The sequence below is a fragment of the Streptomyces sp. NPDC001100 genome (assembly GCF_053598575.1).
Window position 1 is genome coordinate 77,683 of record NZ_JBSFKO010000002.1, and the last position, 19,448, is coordinate 97,130.

The 19,448-nt window shown below is 70.0% G+C and carries 18 protein-coding genes; 9 read left to right on the top strand and 9 right to left on the bottom strand.

The features are described 5' to 3' along the window. Positions 1-93 precede the first annotated feature (93 nt). Together ACWDEW_RS02605 and ACWDEW_RS02610 are read left to right on the top strand one after the other, a co-directional pair. A complete protein-coding gene (locus ACWDEW_RS02605) occupies positions 94-1,371 on the top strand; it encodes an amino acid deaminase (protein WP_450508888.1) in 1,278 nt (425 codons plus the stop codon). Between the two features lie 36 nt (positions 1,372-1,407). Continuing rightward, on the top strand, positions 1,408-3,015 hold the full coding sequence (locus tag ACWDEW_RS02610; RefSeq protein WP_450508890.1) for an N-acyl-D-amino-acid deacylase family protein: 1,608 nt from the start codon (positions 1,408-1,410) through the stop codon (positions 3,013-3,015). Between the two features lies 1 nt (position 3,016). Here ACWDEW_RS02610 and ACWDEW_RS02615 read toward each other — a convergent pair whose 3' ends face one another. After that, complete coding sequence (locus ACWDEW_RS02615) at positions 3,017-3,853, bottom strand: trypsin-like serine peptidase (protein ID WP_431252673.1); 837 nt, start codon at positions 3,851-3,853, stop codon at positions 3,017-3,019. A gap of 162 nt (positions 3,854-4,015) precedes the next feature. After that, positions 4,016-4,660, bottom strand: a complete 645-nt coding sequence (locus ACWDEW_RS02620; protein WP_450508892.1) for a hypothetical protein — start codon at positions 4,658-4,660, stop codon at positions 4,016-4,018. Between the two features lie 126 nt (positions 4,661-4,786). On the opposite strand from ACWDEW_RS02620, the gene ACWDEW_RS02625 reads away from it, so the two are divergent. From ACWDEW_RS02625 to ACWDEW_RS02650, 6 genes are all read left to right on the top strand, one after another. Then, complete coding sequence (locus ACWDEW_RS02625; protein ID WP_450508894.1) at positions 4,787-5,998, top strand: pyridoxal phosphate-dependent aminotransferase; 1,212 nt, start codon at positions 4,787-4,789, stop codon at positions 5,996-5,998. Between the two features lie 102 nt (positions 5,999-6,100). Beyond that, a complete protein-coding gene (locus tag ACWDEW_RS02630; RefSeq protein WP_450508896.1) occupies positions 6,101-6,505 on the top strand; it encodes an SCO4983 family protein in 405 nt (134 codons plus the stop codon). Positions 6,506-6,679: 174 nt separating this feature from the next. Further along, positions 6,680-7,759 carry a substrate-binding domain-containing protein gene (locus ACWDEW_RS02635; RefSeq protein WP_450508898.1) on the top strand — a complete coding sequence of 360 codons (1,080 nt, stop codon included), beginning with the start codon at positions 6,680-6,682 and terminating at the stop codon, positions 7,757-7,759. A 13-nt stretch (positions 7,760-7,772) separates the two neighbouring features. Next, on the top strand, positions 7,773-8,990 hold the full coding sequence (locus ACWDEW_RS02640; protein WP_450508900.1) for a toxic anion resistance protein: 1,218 nt from the start codon (positions 7,773-7,775) through the stop codon (positions 8,988-8,990). Beyond that, positions 8,987-10,525, top strand: coding sequence for a substrate-binding domain-containing protein (locus tag ACWDEW_RS02645; RefSeq protein WP_450508902.1), 1,539 nt, complete (start codon positions 8,987-8,989; stop codon positions 10,523-10,525). The genes ACWDEW_RS02640 and ACWDEW_RS02645 overlap by 4 nt, the downstream gene beginning before the upstream one ends. Next, on the top strand, positions 10,512-11,117 hold the full coding sequence (locus tag ACWDEW_RS02650) for a hypothetical protein (RefSeq protein WP_450508904.1): 606 nt from the start codon (positions 10,512-10,514) through the stop codon (positions 11,115-11,117). The genes ACWDEW_RS02645 and ACWDEW_RS02650 overlap by 14 nt, the downstream gene beginning before the upstream one ends. A gap of 6 nt (positions 11,118-11,123) precedes the next feature. On the opposite strand, the gene ACWDEW_RS02655 is transcribed toward ACWDEW_RS02650, so the two are convergent. The 7 genes from ACWDEW_RS02655 to ACWDEW_RS02685 form a co-directional block, all read right to left on the bottom strand. Beyond that, positions 11,124-12,293 carry a hypothetical protein gene (locus ACWDEW_RS02655; RefSeq protein ID WP_450508906.1) on the bottom strand — a complete coding sequence of 390 codons (1,170 nt, stop codon included), beginning with the start codon at positions 12,291-12,293 and terminating at the stop codon, positions 11,124-11,126. Continuing rightward, positions 12,290-13,081: a PP2C family serine/threonine-protein phosphatase gene (locus ACWDEW_RS02660; protein WP_450508908.1), complete on the bottom strand. Its 792-nt coding sequence runs from the start codon at positions 13,079-13,081 to the stop codon at positions 12,290-12,292. The genes ACWDEW_RS02655 and ACWDEW_RS02660 overlap by 4 nt, the downstream gene beginning before the upstream one ends. A 3-nt stretch (positions 13,082-13,084) precedes the next feature. Next, on the bottom strand, positions 13,085-13,846 hold the full coding sequence (locus tag ACWDEW_RS02665) for a vWA domain-containing protein (protein ID WP_450508910.1): 762 nt from the start codon (positions 13,844-13,846) through the stop codon (positions 13,085-13,087). 35 nt (positions 13,847-13,881) lie between these two features. Further along, entirely contained in the window at positions 13,882-14,820 is a 939-nt protein-coding gene (locus ACWDEW_RS02670; RefSeq protein WP_450508912.1) for a hypothetical protein, read from the bottom strand. A gap of 80 nt (positions 14,821-14,900) precedes the next feature. Then, on the bottom strand, positions 14,901-15,362 hold the full coding sequence (locus ACWDEW_RS02675; RefSeq protein WP_450508914.1) for a hypothetical protein: 462 nt from the start codon (positions 15,360-15,362) through the stop codon (positions 14,901-14,903). Beyond that, positions 15,349-16,332 (bottom strand): serine/threonine-protein kinase, encoded by a 984-nt coding sequence (locus tag ACWDEW_RS02680; protein ID WP_450508916.1) that lies wholly within the window; start codon positions 16,330-16,332, stop codon positions 15,349-15,351. The genes ACWDEW_RS02675 and ACWDEW_RS02680 overlap by 14 nt, the downstream gene beginning before the upstream one ends. Before the next feature lie 216 nt (positions 16,333-16,548). Next, on the bottom strand, positions 16,549-18,372 hold the full coding sequence (locus tag ACWDEW_RS02685; RefSeq protein ID WP_450508918.1) for a phosphoenolpyruvate carboxykinase (GTP): 1,824 nt from the start codon (positions 18,370-18,372) through the stop codon (positions 16,549-16,551). Positions 18,373-18,690: 318 nt separating this feature from the next. Here ACWDEW_RS02685 and trhA point away from each other — a divergent pair, with 318 nt between their 5' ends. Continuing rightward, positions 18,691-19,404 carry a PAQR family membrane homeostasis protein TrhA gene (trhA, locus tag ACWDEW_RS02690; RefSeq protein WP_450508920.1) on the top strand — a complete coding sequence of 238 codons (714 nt, stop codon included), beginning with the start codon at positions 18,691-18,693 and terminating at the stop codon, positions 19,402-19,404. Positions 19,405-19,448 lie beyond the last annotated feature (44 nt).

The following is a 19,448-nucleotide window of genomic DNA, read 5'->3' on the forward strand; positions in this document are numbered from 1 at the left end:
TTGACCCGGTGTTGGGCGAGATGTTAGACAGCGGTAAGCGATATACGCAATGAAGGTTGCAGAGATTGCAACACTCCAGCTCAGGGAGGCCTCATGGTCCGCGACACCGGTACCGAAGCGCTCGCCCGGCTCGCCGGGGAACGCGTCGACCACCGTTTCAAGGGCCTCCCCCCGGACGCGGACGGCGTCACGGTCGCCGAACTGGCCGCCCAGCGCCGCAACCTCTTCACCGGCGGCTTCACCACCCCCGTCCTCGCCCTCTCCGCCGAGCGCCTGGAGCACAACCTCCGCCTCATGGAGACCTACGCGACCCGCCACGGCCTGGCCTTCGCCCCGCACGGCAAGACCTCGATGGCCCCCCAGCTCTTCCACCGCCAACTCGCCCACGGGGCATGGGGCATCACCCTCGCGGTCCCCCACCAGGTGCGCGTGGCAAGGGAGTTCGGGATCGACCGCATCTTCCTCGCGAACGAACTCGTCGACGCGGCGGCCCTGAAGTGGATCTCGTCGGAACTGGACACCGACGACGACTTCCGTTTCATCTGCTACGTCGACTCCGTGCGCGGGGTCGAGCTGATGGACGCGGCTCTGCGCGGCGCCGCCCGCCCGCTGGACGTCGTCGTCGAACTGGCCGCCGGCGAGGGCGCCCGTACCGGTGTGCGCACGGAGGCGGAGTGCGCGGCCGTCGCGGACGCGGTGGCCGCCGTAGGGACACTGCGGCTGGTCGGGGTCGCCGGGTACGAGGGCGAGGTGCCGCAGGCGGACCCGGAGCGGGTGCACGCGTGGCTGCGCCGACTGATCGCGCTCGCCGTGGAGTTCGACAAGGGCGGCCGTTTTCAGGGAGTTGAGGAGATCGTGGTCAGCGCGGGCGGCAGCGCCTGGTTCGACGCGGTGGCCGACGTCCTCGCCGAACTGCCCGAACTCTCGCTCCCCGCGCTGAAGTTGCTGCGCTCGGGCGCCTACGTCTCGCACGACGACGGCCACTACCGCAAGCTGACCCCCTTCACCCGGGTGCCCGAAGAGGGCGCCCTGGAGCCGGCGTTCCGGCTCTGGGCGCAGATCGTCTCCCGCCCCTCGCCCGAGCAGGCCTTCGCCAACGCGGGCAAGCGGGACGCGGCCTACGACCTCGACCTCCCCTTCGCCCAGGTCGTCCGCCGCGACGGCACCGAACGCCCGGCGACCGGCGTCGAGGTCACCGGCCTGTCCGACCAGCACGCCTGGCTGCGGACGACGGCCGGGGCGGACCTGGAGGTGGGCGACTGGCTCGGGATGGGCCTCTCCCACCCCTGCACGTCCTTCGACAAGTGGCAGCTGATCCCGGTGGCGGAGGTGGACGGGACGGTCGTCGACTACATCCGTACGTTCTTCTAGAGGGTCCGACTTCTGGCGGCCCCTGGGAGGCATCGCATGGAAGAGCTCGTCATCCGGGACGCGGACGTCGTCGACGGCAGCGGAGATCCTTCGTACCGCGCCGATGTGGTGGTCGACGGCGGCCGGATCGTCTCGATCGTGCGGGAGGCCGCGCAGGCCGGCTGTCAACGCCCCAAGGCGCGGCGGGAGTTGGACGCGGAGGGGCTGGTCCTCTCCCCCGGCTTCATCGACATGCACGCCCACAGCGACCTCGCCCTGCTCCGCGACCCGGACCACAGCGCCAAGGCCGCGCAGGGGGTGACCCTCGAAGTCATCGGCCAGGACGGGCTGTCGTACGCCCCCGTCGACGACCGCACCCTCGCGGAGGTGCGCCAGGCGATCGCCGGGTGGAACGGGTACGGCGACGACATCGACTTCGACTGGCGGTCGGTGGGCGAGTACCTGGACCGGCTGGATCAAGGCATTGCGGTCAACGCGGCCTACTTGATCCCGCAGGGCACGGTCCGGATGCTCGCCGTCGGCTGGGAGGACCGGGAGGCGACGCCCCAGGAGCTGGACCGGATGCGGCAGTTGGTCGCCGAGGGCATGGAGCAGGGCGCGGTCGGCATGTCGTCCGGGCTCACCTACACCCCCGGCATGTACGCCAAGGACGCCGAACTCACCGAACTCTGCCGGGTGGTGGCCTCGTACGACGGCTACTACTGCCCGCACCACCGCTCCTACGGCGCGGGCGCGCTGGAGGCCTACGCGGAGATGGTGGAGCTGACGAGGGAGGCCGACTGCTCGCTCCATCTCGCCCACGCCACCATGAACTTCGGCGTGAACGAGGGCCGGGCACCGGAGCTGCTGGCCCTCCTGGACGAGGCCCTGGCCACCGGCGCGGACATCAGCCTGGACACCTACCCCTACACCCCCGGCTGCACAACTCTCGTGGCGATGCTGCCGAGTTGGGCGAGCGAGGGCGGCCCGGAGGCGATCCTGAAGCGGCTCGCGGACGACACGACGGCCGACCGTATCCGCCACCACCTGGAGGTGATCGGCTCGGACGGCTGCCACGGGGTGCCGATGGAGTGGGACACGATCGAGATCTCGGGGGTCGCGGATCCCGCGCTGGCGGACCATGTCGGCCGCCGCCTCGACAGCTGGGCCACGGCCCGGCACCTGCTCCTGGCCGACCGGCTCGCCCCGTCGATCCTCCAGCACGTGGGCCACGAGGAGAACGTCCGGCAGATCATGCGGCACGGCGTCCACACGGGCGGCTCGGACGGCATCCTCCAGGGCGCCAAGCCGCATCCGCGGGCGTACGGCACGTTCCCGCAGTATCTGGGCCGGTACACGAGGGAGTTGGGCGTGCTCTCCCTGGAGGAGTGCGTGGCCCATCTGACGTCCCGCCCGGCGGCCCGCCTGCGTCTGCCGGACCGGGGTCTGGTCAAGGAGGGCTACAAGGCGGACCTTGTCCTCTTCGACCCCCTGACGGTGGCGGCGGGTTCGACGTTCGAGGAACCGCGCGAGCTGCCGCGGGGCATCCCCCACGTCCTGATCGACGGTCGCTTCGTGATCGAGGACGGCCGGCGGACGGACGTACTGGCGGGCCGGTCGGTCCGTCGCAGTCCCGTGCGACGGAACGCCAACCCCCGCGACTGACCTACGGCTTGGGCAGCGTGCAGCCCGTGTTGCTGAGGGCGAGCACGTTGGCCGAGGTGAAGCAGGCCGGGATGTTGTAGGTCTCCTCGGCGTAGTTGATGCCCTCGCGGACCGTCACCGTGCCGTTCTCGTCGACCTCGCACGGGTTGTCGACCGTGCAGGTCTCGCCGTCCTCGTTGCCCGTGTTGTTGACGGCGACGACCTGCCCGGTGCTGGTGTCGATGACCGGGGAGCCGGAGGTGCCGCCGATGGTGTTGCAGGCGGAGGTGTAGCGGACCGAGTCCTTCCAGGTCCAGGAGCCCTCCTTCAGCCGGTACACGAACCCGTCGATGTTGCAGCTGTAGATCGTCTTCCAGTAGCCGGAGACGACCTTGATGGCGGTGCCGGCGGTCGGGTGCGTGGCGCTCACGGTGAGCGGGCTGATGCCGTACGCGCTCTTGATCGCCGCGTACGTGGTGGTGGTGCGGTAGATCGTCACGTCCGTGTCGGTCATCGTCGAGTAGACGACCTGGTTGGCGCGGAGCGTGGCGACCTTGGTGCCGGCCGAGTTCAGCAGCCCGAAGGTACGGGTGGAGGACTGGCCGGTGATGACCTGGCCGGCCGCCGGGAACCCGGTCTCCAGGCAGTGGCCGTTGGTCAGCACGAGGGCCGGGGAGGTATCGGTCGAGTTCGGGAAGCGGATGACCGAACCGGAGCAGTTGCTGAGCGAGACGGTGCCGGCGAAGTCGACGGTCACGGCCGCCGCCTTCGGTGCCGCCTGCGGTGCGGCGACGGCGGGCACCACGCCCGCCCCGGCGATGGCCAGGCCCGAGAGTGCGGCAAGGAGAGGCTTGTTCATGTGGGGGTCCCCTCTGGAGACGTGAGCGAACGGAGATCTTCCGGCCGCTTCTTGTCTTGTCATGTGCATTGTGATGGCGTGGATGCACGAGGGGCAAGGAACTGTTTCCGGCCGCAGGTCACGGCCGCGCGCCCAACTCGGCGACGCGGCTCGGTAGATGACTTACTTGGGGTGCTTGGTCGCTCCGCGGCCGTGGCCGGGGTTGCCGTGCGCGGGGGTGGCCGTGGTGGCGGTCGCGGAGGGCGCGGCCGACGTGGCGGCCGGAGCGCTGGTCGTGGACCCCGTGGTCGTGGGGGTGGCCACGGCGGAGGCCGAGGGCCGCGCGGACACCGGCGAACCGGCGGCGGGCGCACCGGTCACAGAACCCCCGGGCGAACCGGTGGCGGACTCCCCCACCGTCGACGTTCCGGCCGTCGAACCCGTCGTGGCACTCGTCCGGTCACCCTTGCCCGGCGATCCGTCCGAGGAGGTACCGGAGACGGCGAAGCCGACGACGAGGGCGGCGACGGACACGGTCCCCAGGGCACCGACGGCGACCACGCCCCGGCGCGACCGCCGGGCCCCCCGCCTCCGCAGCTCGGCCCGGCCCACGCCCACGCCCACGCCCTCGACCCCCGCCACACCGTCGTCCCGTACCGGCGGCAGCTCGCGGGTCTCGTCGTACGCGTTCTGCCAGCCGTGGGCGGCCGCCGGATCGACGTAGCCGTCGTACGACGGAACCGCCGCGTCGACACGCGGGAGGTACACGTTCGGCGGGGCGTCGGACTCGCCGAACGCGCCGTTCTCGTCGTGGATCGGGCTGGACATGGCGGCAGAGTGTAGGGACTGGACCTGCGTCGGAGACAGCTACCGGCGATAACAGCCCAAACCGACGCGTCTCACGTGGTGGAAAACACGGCCCGCACCGCGTTACCGGGCCGTAAGCTCACCGACATGCAGGTGATCCAGTCGACCAAGCTCTCCAACGTCTGTTACGAGATCCGGGGCCCGGTTCTCGAAGAGGCGATGCGTCTGGAAGCGGCAGGCCACCGCATCCTGAAGCTGAACACGGGCAACCCGGCGGCGTTCGGGTTCGAGTGCCCGCCCGAGATCCTGGAGGACATCCTCCGGAACGTGTCGTCGGCGCACGGGTACGGCGACGCGAAGGGCCTGCTGGCCGCCCGCCGCGCGGTCGTCATGCACAACCAGACCCTCGGCATCGAGACGGACGTCGAGCACGTCTTCATCGGCAACGGCGTCTCCGAACTCATCGTCATGGCGATGCAGGGCCTCCTCGACGACGGCGACGAGGTCCTCGTACCGTCCCCGGACTACCCCCTGTGGACCGCCGCCGTCTCGCTCTCCGGCGGCACCGCCGTCCACTACCGCTGCGACGAGCAGTCCGACTGGATGCCCGACCTCGCCGACGTGGAGCGGAAGATCACCGACCGCACCAAGGCGCTCGTCATCATCAACCCGAACAACCCGACGGGCGCCGTCTACGACGAGGCGATGCTGCGCGGCCTGACCGACATCGCCCGCCGCCACAACCTCCTCGTCTGCTCCGACGAGATCTACGACAAGATCCTCTACGACGGCGCCACGCACACCCCGACTTCGAAGATCGCCCCGGACCTGCTGACGCTCACGTTCAACGGGATGTCGAAGGCGTACCGGGTGGCCGGTTACCGGGTCGGGTGGATGTCGATCTCCGGGCCGCGCGCACACGCCGAGTCGTACATCGAGGGTCTGACGATCCTCGCCAACATGCGGCTCTGTGCCAACATGCCCGGCCAGCACGGGGTGGTCGCCGCGCTCAGCGGGCGGCAGACCATCAACGACCTGGTGCTTCCGGGTGGCCGACTGAAGGAGCAGCGGGATGTCGCCTACGACCTGCTGACCCAGATCCCGGGTGTGACCTGCGTGAAGCCGAAGGGTGCGCTGTATCTGTTCCCGCGGCTCGATCCGCAGGTCTTCAAGGTCAAGGACGACCGGCAGATGGTGCTCGACCTGCTGCGCCGCGAGAAGATCATGGTCGTCCACGGCACCGGGTTCAACTGGTCCGAGCCCGACCACTTCCGGGTCGTGACGCTGCCGACGGTCGGGGATCTGCGGGACGCGGTGACCCGGATCGGGAACTTCCTGGACGGGTACAGCCAGCCGTAAACCTCGTGGACCTGGTTTCTTTCGGTCATTTTTTCGGCCAGCACAACTTTAGACGCAATCTAAGCTAGGATGGTTTCCTGTCTGAGCACAGGAGACCATGCCATGTACGAACCGATCCGCACGAAGTCGGTCCACAGCACGGTGGCCCGCACTCCGTCCGACTTTCCTCACCGGTCGCGCGAGGAGGAGCTGGACATTCAGCTGGCGGGGCATCTGGCCGCACTGCTTGCGGTGACCGACGAGTTGCGGGCGCTGGCACCTTCCGCCGAGCTGGATGTCGCCGCCGAGCGGCTTGCCGGGCAGTTGACGCGCTTGCGGGGGGCTTCGCCGAGCCGGGCGGGTGCGGCCGCGCCCGCGTCTGCCACGTCCCGTCTCGACGCCCTGCATCAGCGGGCGCATGCGCTGGCCGGGCGGGCGTTGGTCGTTGCGGCGTCCCGGGCGGATACGGCCGCGGCGATCCTGTCCGCCGAGCGGATGGACGCGCATGCGGTGACCGCGGTCGCCTGATCGCCGTAGGGGTTCCGTGCTGGTGCGGGTGACGGTGCGTCGTGGCCTGTCGCGCAGTTCCCCGCGCCCCTGAAGGGGCGCTCCCCTCAACCGTGTTGATCCGGGACCCGTCCGACACCTTCCGTTCATCCCATTCCTCGGGGAATGTTGGGTTCCGCGAGCACGCTGCCCCTCGTGAGACGTATCGCAGGAATCGTCCTCGCGGTGCTGCTGATCGGCGGAGTGGTGGCAGCCGTCGTAGCGGGCCGGGACAACGGGGACAAGGGCACGGCAACGAAGACCGTGCGTGGAGTGATCGGTTCGGAGAAGGCGGACTTCTTCGCCGATCCCGATGTGGTGAAGGCCCTCGCCGCCAAGGGCTTCACCGTGAAGACGGAGACCTCCGGGTCCTGGGCCATGGAGGGACTCGACCTCAAGGGGTACGACTTCGCCTTCCCCTCCAGCCAGGCACCGGCCGACGCGCTCGCCGCCAAGTACGCGGTGCGGCAGCCCCTGCCGCGGCCCTTCTACTCGCCGCTCGTCGTCGTGGCCCATCGCAGCGCCGCCCAGGTCCTCGCGGACAACGGGCTCGCCACGCTGGACAAGGGCCAGGACCGCGGCACCCTGAAGATGGGCGCCTATCTCGACTCCGCCCAGCGGGATCTGACCTGGCAGCGGCTCAAGGGGGCCGACAAACAAGGGGAGTTGACCGGCACCCTCTATATCGCGACCACCGATCCGGAGACCTCCAACTCCGGTGCCCTGTACCTCGCCGCGGCCTCCTACGTCGCCAACGGCGGGCGGGTCGCGGCCAGTGGCGCCGATGTCGCTCGCACCGCACCCCTGATGCGCAAGCTGATCAGTGTGCAGGGCGCCCAACAGTCCAGCTCGGACGCGCCGTTCAGGGACTTCATCAGCGGCGCCGGCAATCCGCTGGTGCTGGTGTACGAGTCGCAGGTGGCCTCGCTGCTCCTGGAGAAGCAGCCGGTCGGCGACCTCGTCGTCCTCTACCCGGACACCACGGCCAACAGCGACCACACCGTCGTACCGCTCACTCCGGAGGGCCGGGCGCTGGGTGAACTCCTCAGCTCCGACCCGGCGTTGCGGAAGCTCGCCGTACGGCACGGGTTCCGGCCGCAGGGCGACACCGCCGAGTTCGTCGCGGCCACCGCCGCCCACTCCAGTTATCTCAACCAGACGCTGACCGGTGTCCGGCAGGCGCCCGTGCCCACCTCCTCGGTGCTGCACGACATGGCGCGCCGGGCACGCGGTTGACCGGGGGGACCACATGAGCAGCAGCTTCAACACCAGCCAGAACAGCAGTGAGCACACGCTCAGCGGTGACGACGTCTTCACGCTCACTCCGCCGGAGGCCGTGAAGCCCGTTCCGAGAGAGAAGGCCGGCGGGCTCGTCCCGGTCGACGACTCCGTCCGTACGGACATGGAGCGCAAGGCCTCCGCCTACGTGGAGGGGCTTGCAGCGCTGGACGCCCGGTCGCCCGAGTTCGCGGGCAAGGTCGGCGAGATCACCGCGCTCGGCGCCGGGGAGATGCGCAGCGCCACCGCGCAGTCCAACCGCATGCTGGAGCGGACGGTGCGCAGTCTGCCCTCCAAGGGTGGGGACGCCCAGTCGCAGGTGGCGGGATCGCTCGTCGAACTCCGGCGCGTGGTCGAGGACTTGGACCCGCGCGACCTGCCCGCGTCGAAGGGGCGGAAGTTCCTGTCCCGGCTGCCCGGCGGCAACAAGCTGCGCGACCACGTCGCCAAGTACGCCTCCGCACAAGGCACATTGAACAAGATCGTGGGCTCGCTGCGCGGCGGCCAGGACGAACTGCGACGCGACAACGCGGCGTTGCAGACCGAGCGGGTCCGCCTCTGGGAGACCATGGGCAAGCTCCAGGAGTACGTGGTCCTCACCCAGGCCCTCGACTCGGCCGTCGAGCAGCACATCGCCGGAGTCGAGGCCACCGACCCGAGCCAGGCCGACACGCTGCGCGCGGACGTCCTCTTCCCGGTCCGGCAGAAGCACCAGGACCTGCTGACCCAGCTCGCGGTGTGCGCACAGGGCTACTTGGCGATGGACGTCGTACGGCGCAACAACGACGAACTCGTCAAGGGCGTGGACCGGGCGGCGACCACGACCGTCTCGGCCCTGCGGATCTCGGTCATGCTCGCCTCCGCCCTGGAGAACCAGCGCAAGGTCGTCGACCAGGTCAACGCGCTGCGCGGGACCACCGAGGACCTGATCCGGGGCAACGCCGAGATGCTCGCCACCCAGAGCGGCGAGATCCAGCGCATCGCGGCCGACCCGGCGGTGGGCGCGGAGACATTGCGCACCGCCTTCCAGCAGATCTACCGCACCCTCGACGCCATCGACACCTACAAGGTCCAGGCGACCGAGGTGATGGCGGCGACCGTGGAGTCCCTGACGTCCGAACTCCAGAACGCCAGCTCGTACTTGGAGCGGAGCCGCTCGCAGAGCGCGCTGGAAGGAGGCCTCGGATGAGACGCCTCCTCGCCCTCGCACTCGGCACGGCCGCCCTGCTGACCGCCTGCACGTCGACGCAGGACACGAAGACCGAGACCGACAACGCACCCCGACCCGGCACCCTCCGCGTCCTCGCCTCCAGCGAACTCAGCGACATGACCCCGGTGTTCGACCAGGTCCGCAAGGACACCGGCATCACGATCCGCCCCACCTACATGGGCACCCTCGACGCGGTGGACCTGCTGGCGAAGGGCAAGGTCGACGGGCGGTACGACGCGCTGTGGCTGTCGTCGGACGACTATCTGCGGCTGCGGCCCGACGCGGCGAAGAAGGTCGTCTCGGAGACGTCGGTCATGACGAGCCCGGTCGCGATCGGGGTGAGGACGGCCACCGTCACGGCACTGGGCTGGCAGCCGGACAGGGTCACCTGGTCCCAGATCGAACAGGCCGTGCAGGACGGCAGGTTGACGTACGGCATGACCGACCCCGCCCGCTCCAACTCCGGCTTCTCCACCCTCATCTCGGTCGCCTCCGCGCTCTCCGGCGCGCAGTCGGCGCTCACCGACGCGGACGTCACCAAGGCGACTCCCCGGCTGAAGGAGTTCTTCAAGGGGCAGGAGCTGACGTCGGGTTCGTCGGGCTGGCTGGCCCAGGCGTACCAACGCCGGGGGAACGTCGATGCGTTGCTCAACTACGAGTCCGTCCTCAAGGGCATCCCGGGGCTGACCGTGATCCGCCCGAGCGACGGGGTCGTCACCGCCGACTACCCGCTGACCTCGCTGGCCTCGACGGACGCGACGACCCGCGAGAACGTCCGCCGGGTGACGACGGACCTGCGCACGGACGCCCTGCAGAAGCTGATCACCACCCGCACGCACCGCCGCCCGGTCGTCACCTCCGTACCGCCGGCGTCCGGCCTCGACACCGGCCGGCGGCGTGAACTCCCGTTCCCCGGCAGCCGGTCCGTCGCCGACAGCCTCCTCGACTCGTACGAGAACAAGCTGCGCCGGCCCTCGCGGACCGTGTACGTCCTGGACACCTCGGGGTCGATGGCGGGCGACCGGCTGTCCCGGCTGAAGAAGGCCCTCACCGCTCTGACCGGCGACTTCCGGCAGCGCGAGGAGGTCACGCTGATGCCGTTCGGGTCGGGCGTGAAGAGCGTGCGGACGCATGTGGTGAGCCCGGGTGATCCGCGGGCCGGGCTGGACGCCATCCGCGCGGACACCAAGTCGCTGAGCGCCGACGGGAGCACCGCGATCTACACCTCGCTGGAGAAGGCGTACGAGCATCTCGGCACCGGCGGCGACACGTTCACGTCGATCGTGCTGATGACGGACGGCGAGAACACCACCGGCGCGAAGGCCAAGGAGTTCGACGGCTTCTACGGCCGACTGCCCGCCGCCCAGCGGGAGATCCCCGTCTTCCCCATCCTCTTCGGCGACTCGGACAAGGCGGAGCTCCAGCACATCGCCGACCTGACCGGCGGCCGTCTCTTCGACGCCCGGAAGGGCTCGCTGGACGGCGCCTTCGAGGAGATCCGTGGCTACCAGTAAGTTCCTCGGCTACGTGGAGTCCCGCAAGAACCTCACCGGCAGCGCGTGCGGGTTGGTGGGGCTGGTGCTGACGTTCGCGGGGGTGGCGGGCCCGTACTGGCCGGTCGTGGTCGTCGGGCTGTACGGCGCGGGTGCGCTGATCGCGCCGCCGGAACGGCCGCCGCTGCCCGACTTCCCGGATCCGTCGGCACAACTGGCCGAGCTGCGCGACGACTTCGAGAAGCTGGGCGGCTATCTCACCGCGATCGAGCTGCCGCCCGCCGCCGACGGCCGGCTCACCGAGCTGACCCAGCTCCTCGCCGGGTTGCTCGATCCGCGGGTCACCCAGGATCTCGCGCAGGATCCGGAGGGCGTGCACATCCTGTCGCGGGCGATCCGGCAGGACGTACCGGAGGCGGTCGACACGTTCGTACGGACGCGGTGGTGGACGCGGCTGGCGCCGGGCACCGAGCCGCCGGAACGCCATCTGGAACGGCAGTTGACGGTGCTTCAGGAGGAGGCGCGGCAGCTGGCGGCGAACCTGCGGGAGGCGGAGGCGCGGCGGCAGGAGTCGCACACGCGGTATCTGGAGGACCGGGGGCGTTCCACCTGACGTGGATCAACGGTTGCCCAGCGCGATGAGCACGATGAGCACCAGGACGACGGCGAACAGCAGGCCCGCCACCTTCAGCGGGCCGAAGCGGTGGCTCTCCGGCACGGCCACCGGCGGCACCGGAACCGGGTCCGGCTGTCGTAGCGGCGGGTTGAACACGTCGTGTCCGGTCACCGCGGCACGGATGCACCACGGGCAGGTCGGGAGGTGGGAGCCGTAGGTGTGCAGGGGGCGGGTCGGGCAGGCCTGGACGCGGGAGCGTTCCTGGTCGAGGGCGCGCAGCCAGACCTCCGGTGTGGGGCGGGCGGCGGGGGCGTGGACGCCCGGGCCGAAGGCGGTGTGGGCCAGGGTGAGGAGGCCGGGCGGGAGGACCGAGGGGTCCACGGTGCCGCGCGGGACGACGACCGCCTCGGGGCGGACGACGTAGGAGACGCTCGCGGCGATGTTGTCCTTGACCGTCGACTCGGAGGTGCTGTCGTGCGGGACGCCTCCGAAGGGGTGGTTGCCGGCCGTGAGGAGCTGGTAGATGAGCACCGCCAGCGCGAAGTTGTCGCTCTCCTGGGTGGCCGCCGCGCCCGACTGGCGTTCCGGTGAGGAGTAGTCGGTGGTGTGCATCAGGCACGGGAAGTGCTCGTCGGTGACCGGGTCGGTGAAGGCGATGGAGTCGCAGTCGAGGAAGGTGACGAAGCCGTTGGCGTCGACGACGACGTTGCTCGACGAGAAGTCGCCGATGACGAGGCCGTCGTAGTGCATGCGGGCCGTCATGAAGGCGAGGTTCCAGGAGACGCCGAGCAGGAAGCGCCAGTCCGCGCGGTCCGGGAAGAGCCGCAGGCGCTGGGCGCGGGTGAACAGGCCGACCAGCTGGACGTGCTGGGGTTCGCCGAAGCGGCGCATGGCGTAGCCGAGGAAGGTGTCGTCGGCATCGCGGGCGACGGCGGTGGGCCAGGCGAGTTCGGGGGGCTGGTTGGCGTCGGTGGGGCGGGCCGCGAGCGGGGACATGGTCAGCATGCGGGCGAGGCGGCGCTCCAGGTCCGGTCCCGGGCGGTCCCGGTAGAGCTTGACGACGATCGTGTCGTCGCCCTCGACGGGGTAGACGGCCGCTTGGCCGCCGCCCTTGAGCGGGAGTTCGGCGAGGGTGACGGGCTTGCCGTCCAGGTGGACGGTGCGGCCGGTCACGGGGTCACCGTGCGCACGGCCCGCAGCAGGGTCTTGTCGTCGCCGTTGAGACTGTTCAGCCGGTCGGAGCGGAGGAGAGCGGCGATGTTCTCGCTCGCGCTTTCGGTCACCGGCCCAGGGGTGTCCAGGGAGCGCAACACCGCTTCCACGAAAGAGGTGTTGGGCTGCGGCGGGCCGCCGCCGGGGGTGGAGAGAGCGGCTTGGGCGAGACCGTCGGTGGACAGCAGCACGCCGTCGACGCGCGGGTCCGCCACACAGTCGGTGTGCAGTCGGCGGGGCGCGTCGGGTGAGGTGAGGAAGACGGTCTCGTTGCTGTACTCGCTGACGGCGGGCGGCTGCGGGAGGAGGTGGAACTGCCGTTGCCCGTCCTCGGTGCCGGCCCGTACGACGACGAATCCGTCGCCGACGCTGAGATGGCCGAGCCAGCCGGGGGTGAGGACGACGACGGTGAGGGTGGTGGCGTAGTCGGGGGCGGCGGCGCCGTAGGTGTCCAGGAAGATCTTCGCCACGTCGTGGAAGGCGTCGGCGAGCAGGTCGTGGACCTCGGCGCCGGGCGGGCAGCCGGACGCGGCGGCGGCCCGGCGCCGGAAGTGCTCGGCCGCCAACTCGACGGCGTGCAGGGCTCCTTGGTCGGAGTGCGGGCGGCTGCCCGCGCCGTCCGCGACGGCGAGCACGGTCACCGGCGCGGACGCCACATAGGTGCACGCGTCCTGGCAGGGGGTCCCGGTGCGGCGGTGGCGGTAGCCCTCGACGCTCAGGCCGTGGATGCGCCAGGGCGACGCGGCCACCGCTCAGCTCTCCCAGGCCGGGCGCTGGGTCTTGAACTGGCTGAAGATCTTCTCGAAGACCTCGTCGCCCGCGCCCTTCTGCTCGGCGTTGGCGCTGGCCGACATCATCTGGAGCAGCTCGCGGAACGGGAAGCCCTGGATGCGAGCGTTGAACTTCGGCGCGAACGCCTGCAGCACCTGCTCCCCGCGGTCGGTGATGCCGCCGACACCGATCGCGTAGAGCCGGAAGCGGCGGGCCTGCTGCTCCTCGGCGAGGACCGGCAGCAGGCGGTGCCAGGAGTCGGTCATATGGCCGGTGCCGTCGGTGGGGAGGCCGTCGGTGACCAGGCAGATCTGCGGGCGGTAGTACTGGAGTCCGGAGGCGCGCAGCTCCGCCTTGCGGGCCGCCACGACATGCATGGCCAGTTCCAGCGCCTCCGTCATCAGCGTCACGCCGGACGCGGTGAAGCGGGGTGCCTGGAAGGCGTGCGCGGGCACGAAGGGGCTCACCGGGGTGCGCGCGTCCAGGAGTTGGGGCCCGCGCCAGGCGCCGACGCCCCGGCCGCCGAAGGTGATCACGGCGACCTCGACGCTGTAGCTGAGGGAGACGTCGTCGTGGAGTTCGCGGGTCCAGTCGGCGAGCGCGTCGTTGAGACTCTGGATCGGCGCCCCCGCCATGGAACTCGACGTGTCGAGGCACAGCACCAGCGGCAGCCGTTGCGCGTTGTTCTCGAACTCGATGTCGGCGTACTCCGCCGGCAGCGTGGGCGGGTATTCGCTGTGCATGACTTCTCCTGGTCGACCGGGCGGTAGTACGGGGATCACGAGCTGCCGCGGGCGTGGTGTCTGGCGGCGGGTGGGAAGGCGTACAGGACGTCGGAGTCGGGTTCGCGGGCGTCGGTGACCTCGACCTGCGCGCCGGGCTCGGGCGGGGTGCGGTCGGGTTCGGCCCACACCGCCCGGTACAGGACGTGGTCGAGTTCGACGTAGCCCTGCGGGTGAAGTGCCGTACGGACGACGGCCGTTCGGGACGGGCCGGGGCGGGGGCCGACCCGGCGGCCGGGGGACGGGGGCGGCGCGGGGGCGGGCGGGACGGGGCGGAGTCTGGCGGTGGTCTCCGCGGGTTCCGGGGCGGCGTCCGCCGCGGCCGTGGCTGTGGCTGTGGCTGTGGCTGTCGCCGGGGCGCGGGAGCGGCGGACGGCGAGGAAGAGGCCGAGGAGCAGCAGGAGGAGGACGGCGGTCAGGGCGGTGAGCAGGGGGAGCGGAAGGTTCCTGGACTTGTGCGGGTCGAGTTCGGTGACGCCCAGCTTCTTGTCGATCAGTTGGCCGCCGGTGAGCGAGGAGTTCTTGAGCGCGGTGCACAGGTCACTTGTGCAGGCGCCGAGTTGGTTCAGCGCCCTGGTGTCCAGCCGGTCGATCCGGGCATCCCGGTCGACGAGTGCGTGGCCGGCCAGGAGGATCAGCGCCGTGCCGCCCTGGCCGGTGTGGACGCCGGCCGGTACCTGTACCCGAAGGTTCTTGAGGTCCCGGCGGACGGCGGCCTGGTCGACCTTCCGGCCGGTGTCGAAGGCCAGCGGCCTGTTCAGCGTGACCGTGACCTCGGCCCCGTCGCCGAGCGCGTCCCGCCAGCAGCCCAGGCGCGTCGGAAAGTCCTTGCCGCAGTCCGCGCCGGCGGCGGCCGCCGACCCCGCCGGAATCACCGCGATCAACAGGCCGAAGAGCAGACCGAACAGCACGGCAGTGCACAACGTACGTCTCATGACGACCCCCCGTTGCCGCCCATAGTGGAGGCAACAGGGCCGTGGCCGAAAGGGGTTGACTGAGAATGCTCAATTCACTTCTACAGCTGGAAAACCTGATGGCAGCGGGTGAACATCTGTCGCGCCCGTTCCACCCAATCACTGGCCAGAGCATCGAAGTCGGCCTGCGAGATCCGGCAGGTCAGCGGGAGGTCGCAGACTCCGGCGAGGCAGGGGCTGGGTCCGCGCACGTCCCACACGGACAGCATGGGATTCAGCTGTTCGGTGTTCCACGCGTTGGACGCGGCGGCGGCGATCGCCAATTGATCCTTACGCAGAGAATGACCGTCGGTGACAAAAGCGACGAGAAGTCTTTTCGTGGTCATGAAACGCACGGTGAGCGTGCGCCCCGATTCCTCTAGATCGAATTGCAGGGAGAGGGAATCGACCTCGCTCTCGACGTGGTAATTCCGGCGGGCGCCCCAGGTGTGCGTCAACTGCCGCCAGGACGAGGCGATGTCGTAGTCCCGGCCGGGCGGGATCGAGGCCTCAGGCGTCGCCACGGACCACCGCCCGCGTGACCATGTCGTCGGTGAGACCCGCGTCCAGCAGGGCCTGCGCGTGCAGCAGCAGACAGGACGGCACCGGCAGACTCGTACCGCCCCCGCGCCGGGCCGCCAGTTCGCTGCGCCGGACCTCGATCGTGCGGGCCACGGCGGCCGGCGGCCAGACCGCGGTGCGCGGCTGGTCCAGCAACTCCCCCAGCAGGACGTCCAGTCGGGGCCGGTCACCGGGCCGCTTGGCAAGACACCGCGCGAGCAGCGGCCGTAGCCCCGCCGGTACGCCGTCCAGGTCGGGTTCGCGGTGCACCACCCGCAGGCTCACCCCCTCGCCCGAGCCGAACGGTGGGCGGCCGGTCAGCGCGTGGACGAGGACACCGCCGAGGGAGAACACGTCCGTGGGCGGGCCGACCGGCGCGGCCGTCATCTGCTCCGGTGACATGAACGGCGGGGTGCCCACCACGATTCCGGCCCGGGTGAGGCCCGGGGCGCCCTCGACGCGGGAGATGCCGAAGTCGATGACGCGGGGGCCGTCCGAGGCGAGCAGCACGTTGGCCGGTTTGAGGTCGCGGTGGACCAGGTTGGCCGCGTGGATCGCCTGGAGCGCCTCGACGAGGAACGCGCCCAGCCTGCGGACCTGGGCCTCGGGCAGCGGGCCGTCGGCGCGGACGGCCTCGGCGAGGGAGGGCCCGGGCACGTACATCGTTGCCAGCCAAGGGAGTTCGGCCTCGGTGTCCGCGTCGACGACCGCCGCCGTATAGGCGCCGCTGACCAGCCGGGCGGCGGCGACCTCGCGGGCGAAACGCTCGCGGAACTCGCTTTCGGCGGCCAGTTCGGGCCGCACGACCTTCACCGCCACCTCGCGGCCGGCCGGGGAACGGCCGAGATACACCCATCCCATTCCGCCGGAGCCGAGCCGCCCGGCGATCCGGTACGGCCCCACGCTCAGCGGATCGCTGACCGGAGTGCGCACCCCGCTCACCTCACTTCGGGGTTCGTTGCAGGTTGTCCCGAGTGTCCCCCGAAATGCCGTTCTGGGCAGAGGTGATGGAAGAATTGGAGGCCAACGGGTAAGGGCCCGCACGCCGTTGTGCGGGCCCTTACCCGTTGTGCCGTCACCGCGGCCGGCCGTGACGATCTGCTGGTCAGGGCACATTCGGTGCGACCGGCCGCGGAGTCTCACAAGGGACTAGCCCAGGCGCTGCACCAGCGCGCGGTACTCGTCCCACAGTTCCTTCGGGGTGTGGTCGCCGAAGGTGTTGAGGTGGTCGGGGACCAGGGCCGCCTCCTCGCGCCACACGTCCTTGTCGACGGTGAGCAGGAAGTCCAGGTCGGCCTCGGAGAGGTCGAGGCCCTTGGTGTCGAGGGCGCCCTTGGCCGGCAGCACGCCGATGGGGGTCTCGACGCCCTCGGCGCGGCCGTCGAGGCGGTCGACGATCCATTTCAGGACCCGGCTGTTCTCGCCGAAGCCCGGCCACACGAACTTGCCCGCGTCGTTCTTGCGGAACCAGTTCACGTAGTAGATCTTCGGGAGCTTGGACTGGTCCCTGCCCTTGGCCACGTCGATCCAGTGGCCCATGTAGTCACCCATGTTGTAGCCGCAGAACGGCAGCATGGCGAAGGGGTCGCGGCGCAGTTCGCCGACCTTGCCCTCGGCGGCGGCGGTCTTCTCGGAGGCCACGTTGGCGCCGAGGAAGACGCCGTGGTTCCAGTCGAAGGACTCCGTCACCAGCGGTACGGCGGTGGCACGCCGGCCGCCGAACAGGATCGCCGAGATCGGCACGCCCTTGGGGTCCTCCCACTCGGGCGCGATGATCGGGCACTGCGAAGCGGGCACGGTGAAGCGGGCGTTGGGGTGCGCGGCGGGAACGTCCGAGTCGGGCGTCCAGTCGTTGCCCTTCCAGTCCGTGAGGTGGGCCGGGGTCTCCTCCGTCATGCCCTCCCACCAGATGTCGTTGTCGTCGGTCAACGCCACGTTGGTGAAGACGGAGTTGCCCCACAGCGTCTTCATCGCGTTGGCGTTGGTGTGCTCGCCGGTGCCGGGCGCGACGCCGAAGAAACCGGCCTCGGGGTTGATCGCGTAGAGCCGGCCGTCCTCGCCGAACCGCATCCAGGCGATGTCGTCACCGATGGTCTCGACGGTCCAGCCGGAGACGGTGGGCTCCAGCATCGCGAGGTTGGTCTTGCCGCAGGCGCTCGGGAAGGCGGCGGCCACGTACTTCGACTCGCCCTGCGGGGGCGTCAGTTTGAGGATCAGCATGTGCTCGGCGAGCCAGCCCTCGTCCCGCGCCATCACGGAGGCGATGCGCAGGGCGTAGCACTTCTTGCCGAGCAGCGCGTTGCCGCCGTAGCCGGAGCCGTAGGACCAGATCTCGCGGCTCTCGGGGAAGTGCGAGATGTACTTGGTGGAGTTGCACGGCCACGGCACGTCCTGCTCGCCCTCGGCCAGCGGCGCTCCGAGCGTGTGCACAGCACGCACGAAGAATCCGTCGGTTCCGAGTTCGTCCAGGACGGGCTGTCCCATACGCGTCATCGTGCGCATGGAGACGGCGACGTAGGCGGAGTCGGTGATCTCGACGCCGATCGCGGAGAGGTCCGAGCCGAGGGGGCCCATGCAGAACGGGACGACGTACATCGTCCGGCCCTTCATGGAGCCGCGGAAGATGCCCTTTTCTCCCGCGAAGATCTCCCGCATTTCCGCGGGGGCCTTCCAGTGGTTGGTCGGTCCCGCGTCCGCTTCCTTCTCGGAGCAGATGAACGTCCTGTCCTCGACCCGGGCGACATCGGTCGGGTCGGAGGCGGCGTAGTAGGAGTTGGGGCGCTTGATCGGGTCGAGCTTCTTGAAGGTGCCCTTTCGGACGAGCTCCTCGCTCAGCCGCTCGTACTCCGCTTCGGATCCGTCACACCAGACCACGCTGTCCGGCTGGGTCAGTTCTGCGATCTCGTTCACCCACGAGACCAGTTCTTTGTGCTGGGTGGGGATGACGGGGGGAGCCGCGATGTCGCGCGCCACGATTGCTCCTATGGTGAGGGATTTTGTCCTTGTTGCCCCGTGGGGGCCGCGACCCGGATGCTTCACGATGGTCGATCTTGGCGCTCATCCGGTGCCGACCGCACTCATTTGATCATCCGACTCGCCCGCCCATCTGTCCAGAGGGCCTCACAGACGAGCGACGTGAGGATCGCCACGTATCGAGATGTTTTCCGTGCGTCACCGTCGGTTCACCCCGGGTACCCGCACGTCGGCGGGCCATGAGAGAGTGGCCACTTCTGGACCCTCATCTCGCCGCACTGACACGTAACTTACGGTTCCGTAGGTACGATTGAGGGCATGACAGCGTCCGTCCCCGACGCGCCCACGGACAGGCCGATCACCGGCCAAGCTCCCTCCGCGCTCTCCCTCCCCGAACATGTGAAGCCGAAGCTGCGCGGCTGGCTGCACCTCGGCATGTTCCCGGCCGTTCTCGTCTCCGGCCTGGTGCTCACCGCTCTCGCCGACTCGGCCCGGGGCCGCATCGCCTGCGGGATCTTCGCCCTCACAGCCTGCCTGCTCTTCGGGGTCAGCGCCCTGTACCACCGGGGCAACTGGAGCCCGCGCATGGACGGCATCCTGCGCAGACTCGACCACGCCAACATCTTCCTGATCATCGCGGGCACCTACACACCCCTGACGATGCTGCTGCTCCCGGGCGCCAAGGGCCAGTGGCTGCTGTGGGGCATCTGGGGCGCGGCGCTGGCGGGCATCGCCTTCCGGGTCTTCTGGGTCGGCGCCCCGCGCTGGCTCTACACCCCCTGCTACATCGCGATGGGCTGGGCGGCCGTCTTCTTCCTGCCCGACTTCATGCGCACCGGCGGCATCGCCGTCCTGGTCCTGGTCATCGTCGGCGGACTGCTCTACAGCGCGGGCGGCGTGATCTACGGCATCAAGCGCCCGAACCCGTCACCGCGCTGGTTCGGCTTCCACGAGGTCTTCCACTCCCTGACGGTGGCGGCCTTCCTCGTGCACTACGTGGGGATCTCCCTGGTGGCGTACCAGCACGGATAGCACCTGGGACACCCCCTGTTCATGGCCACGGCTCACAAGCCGTG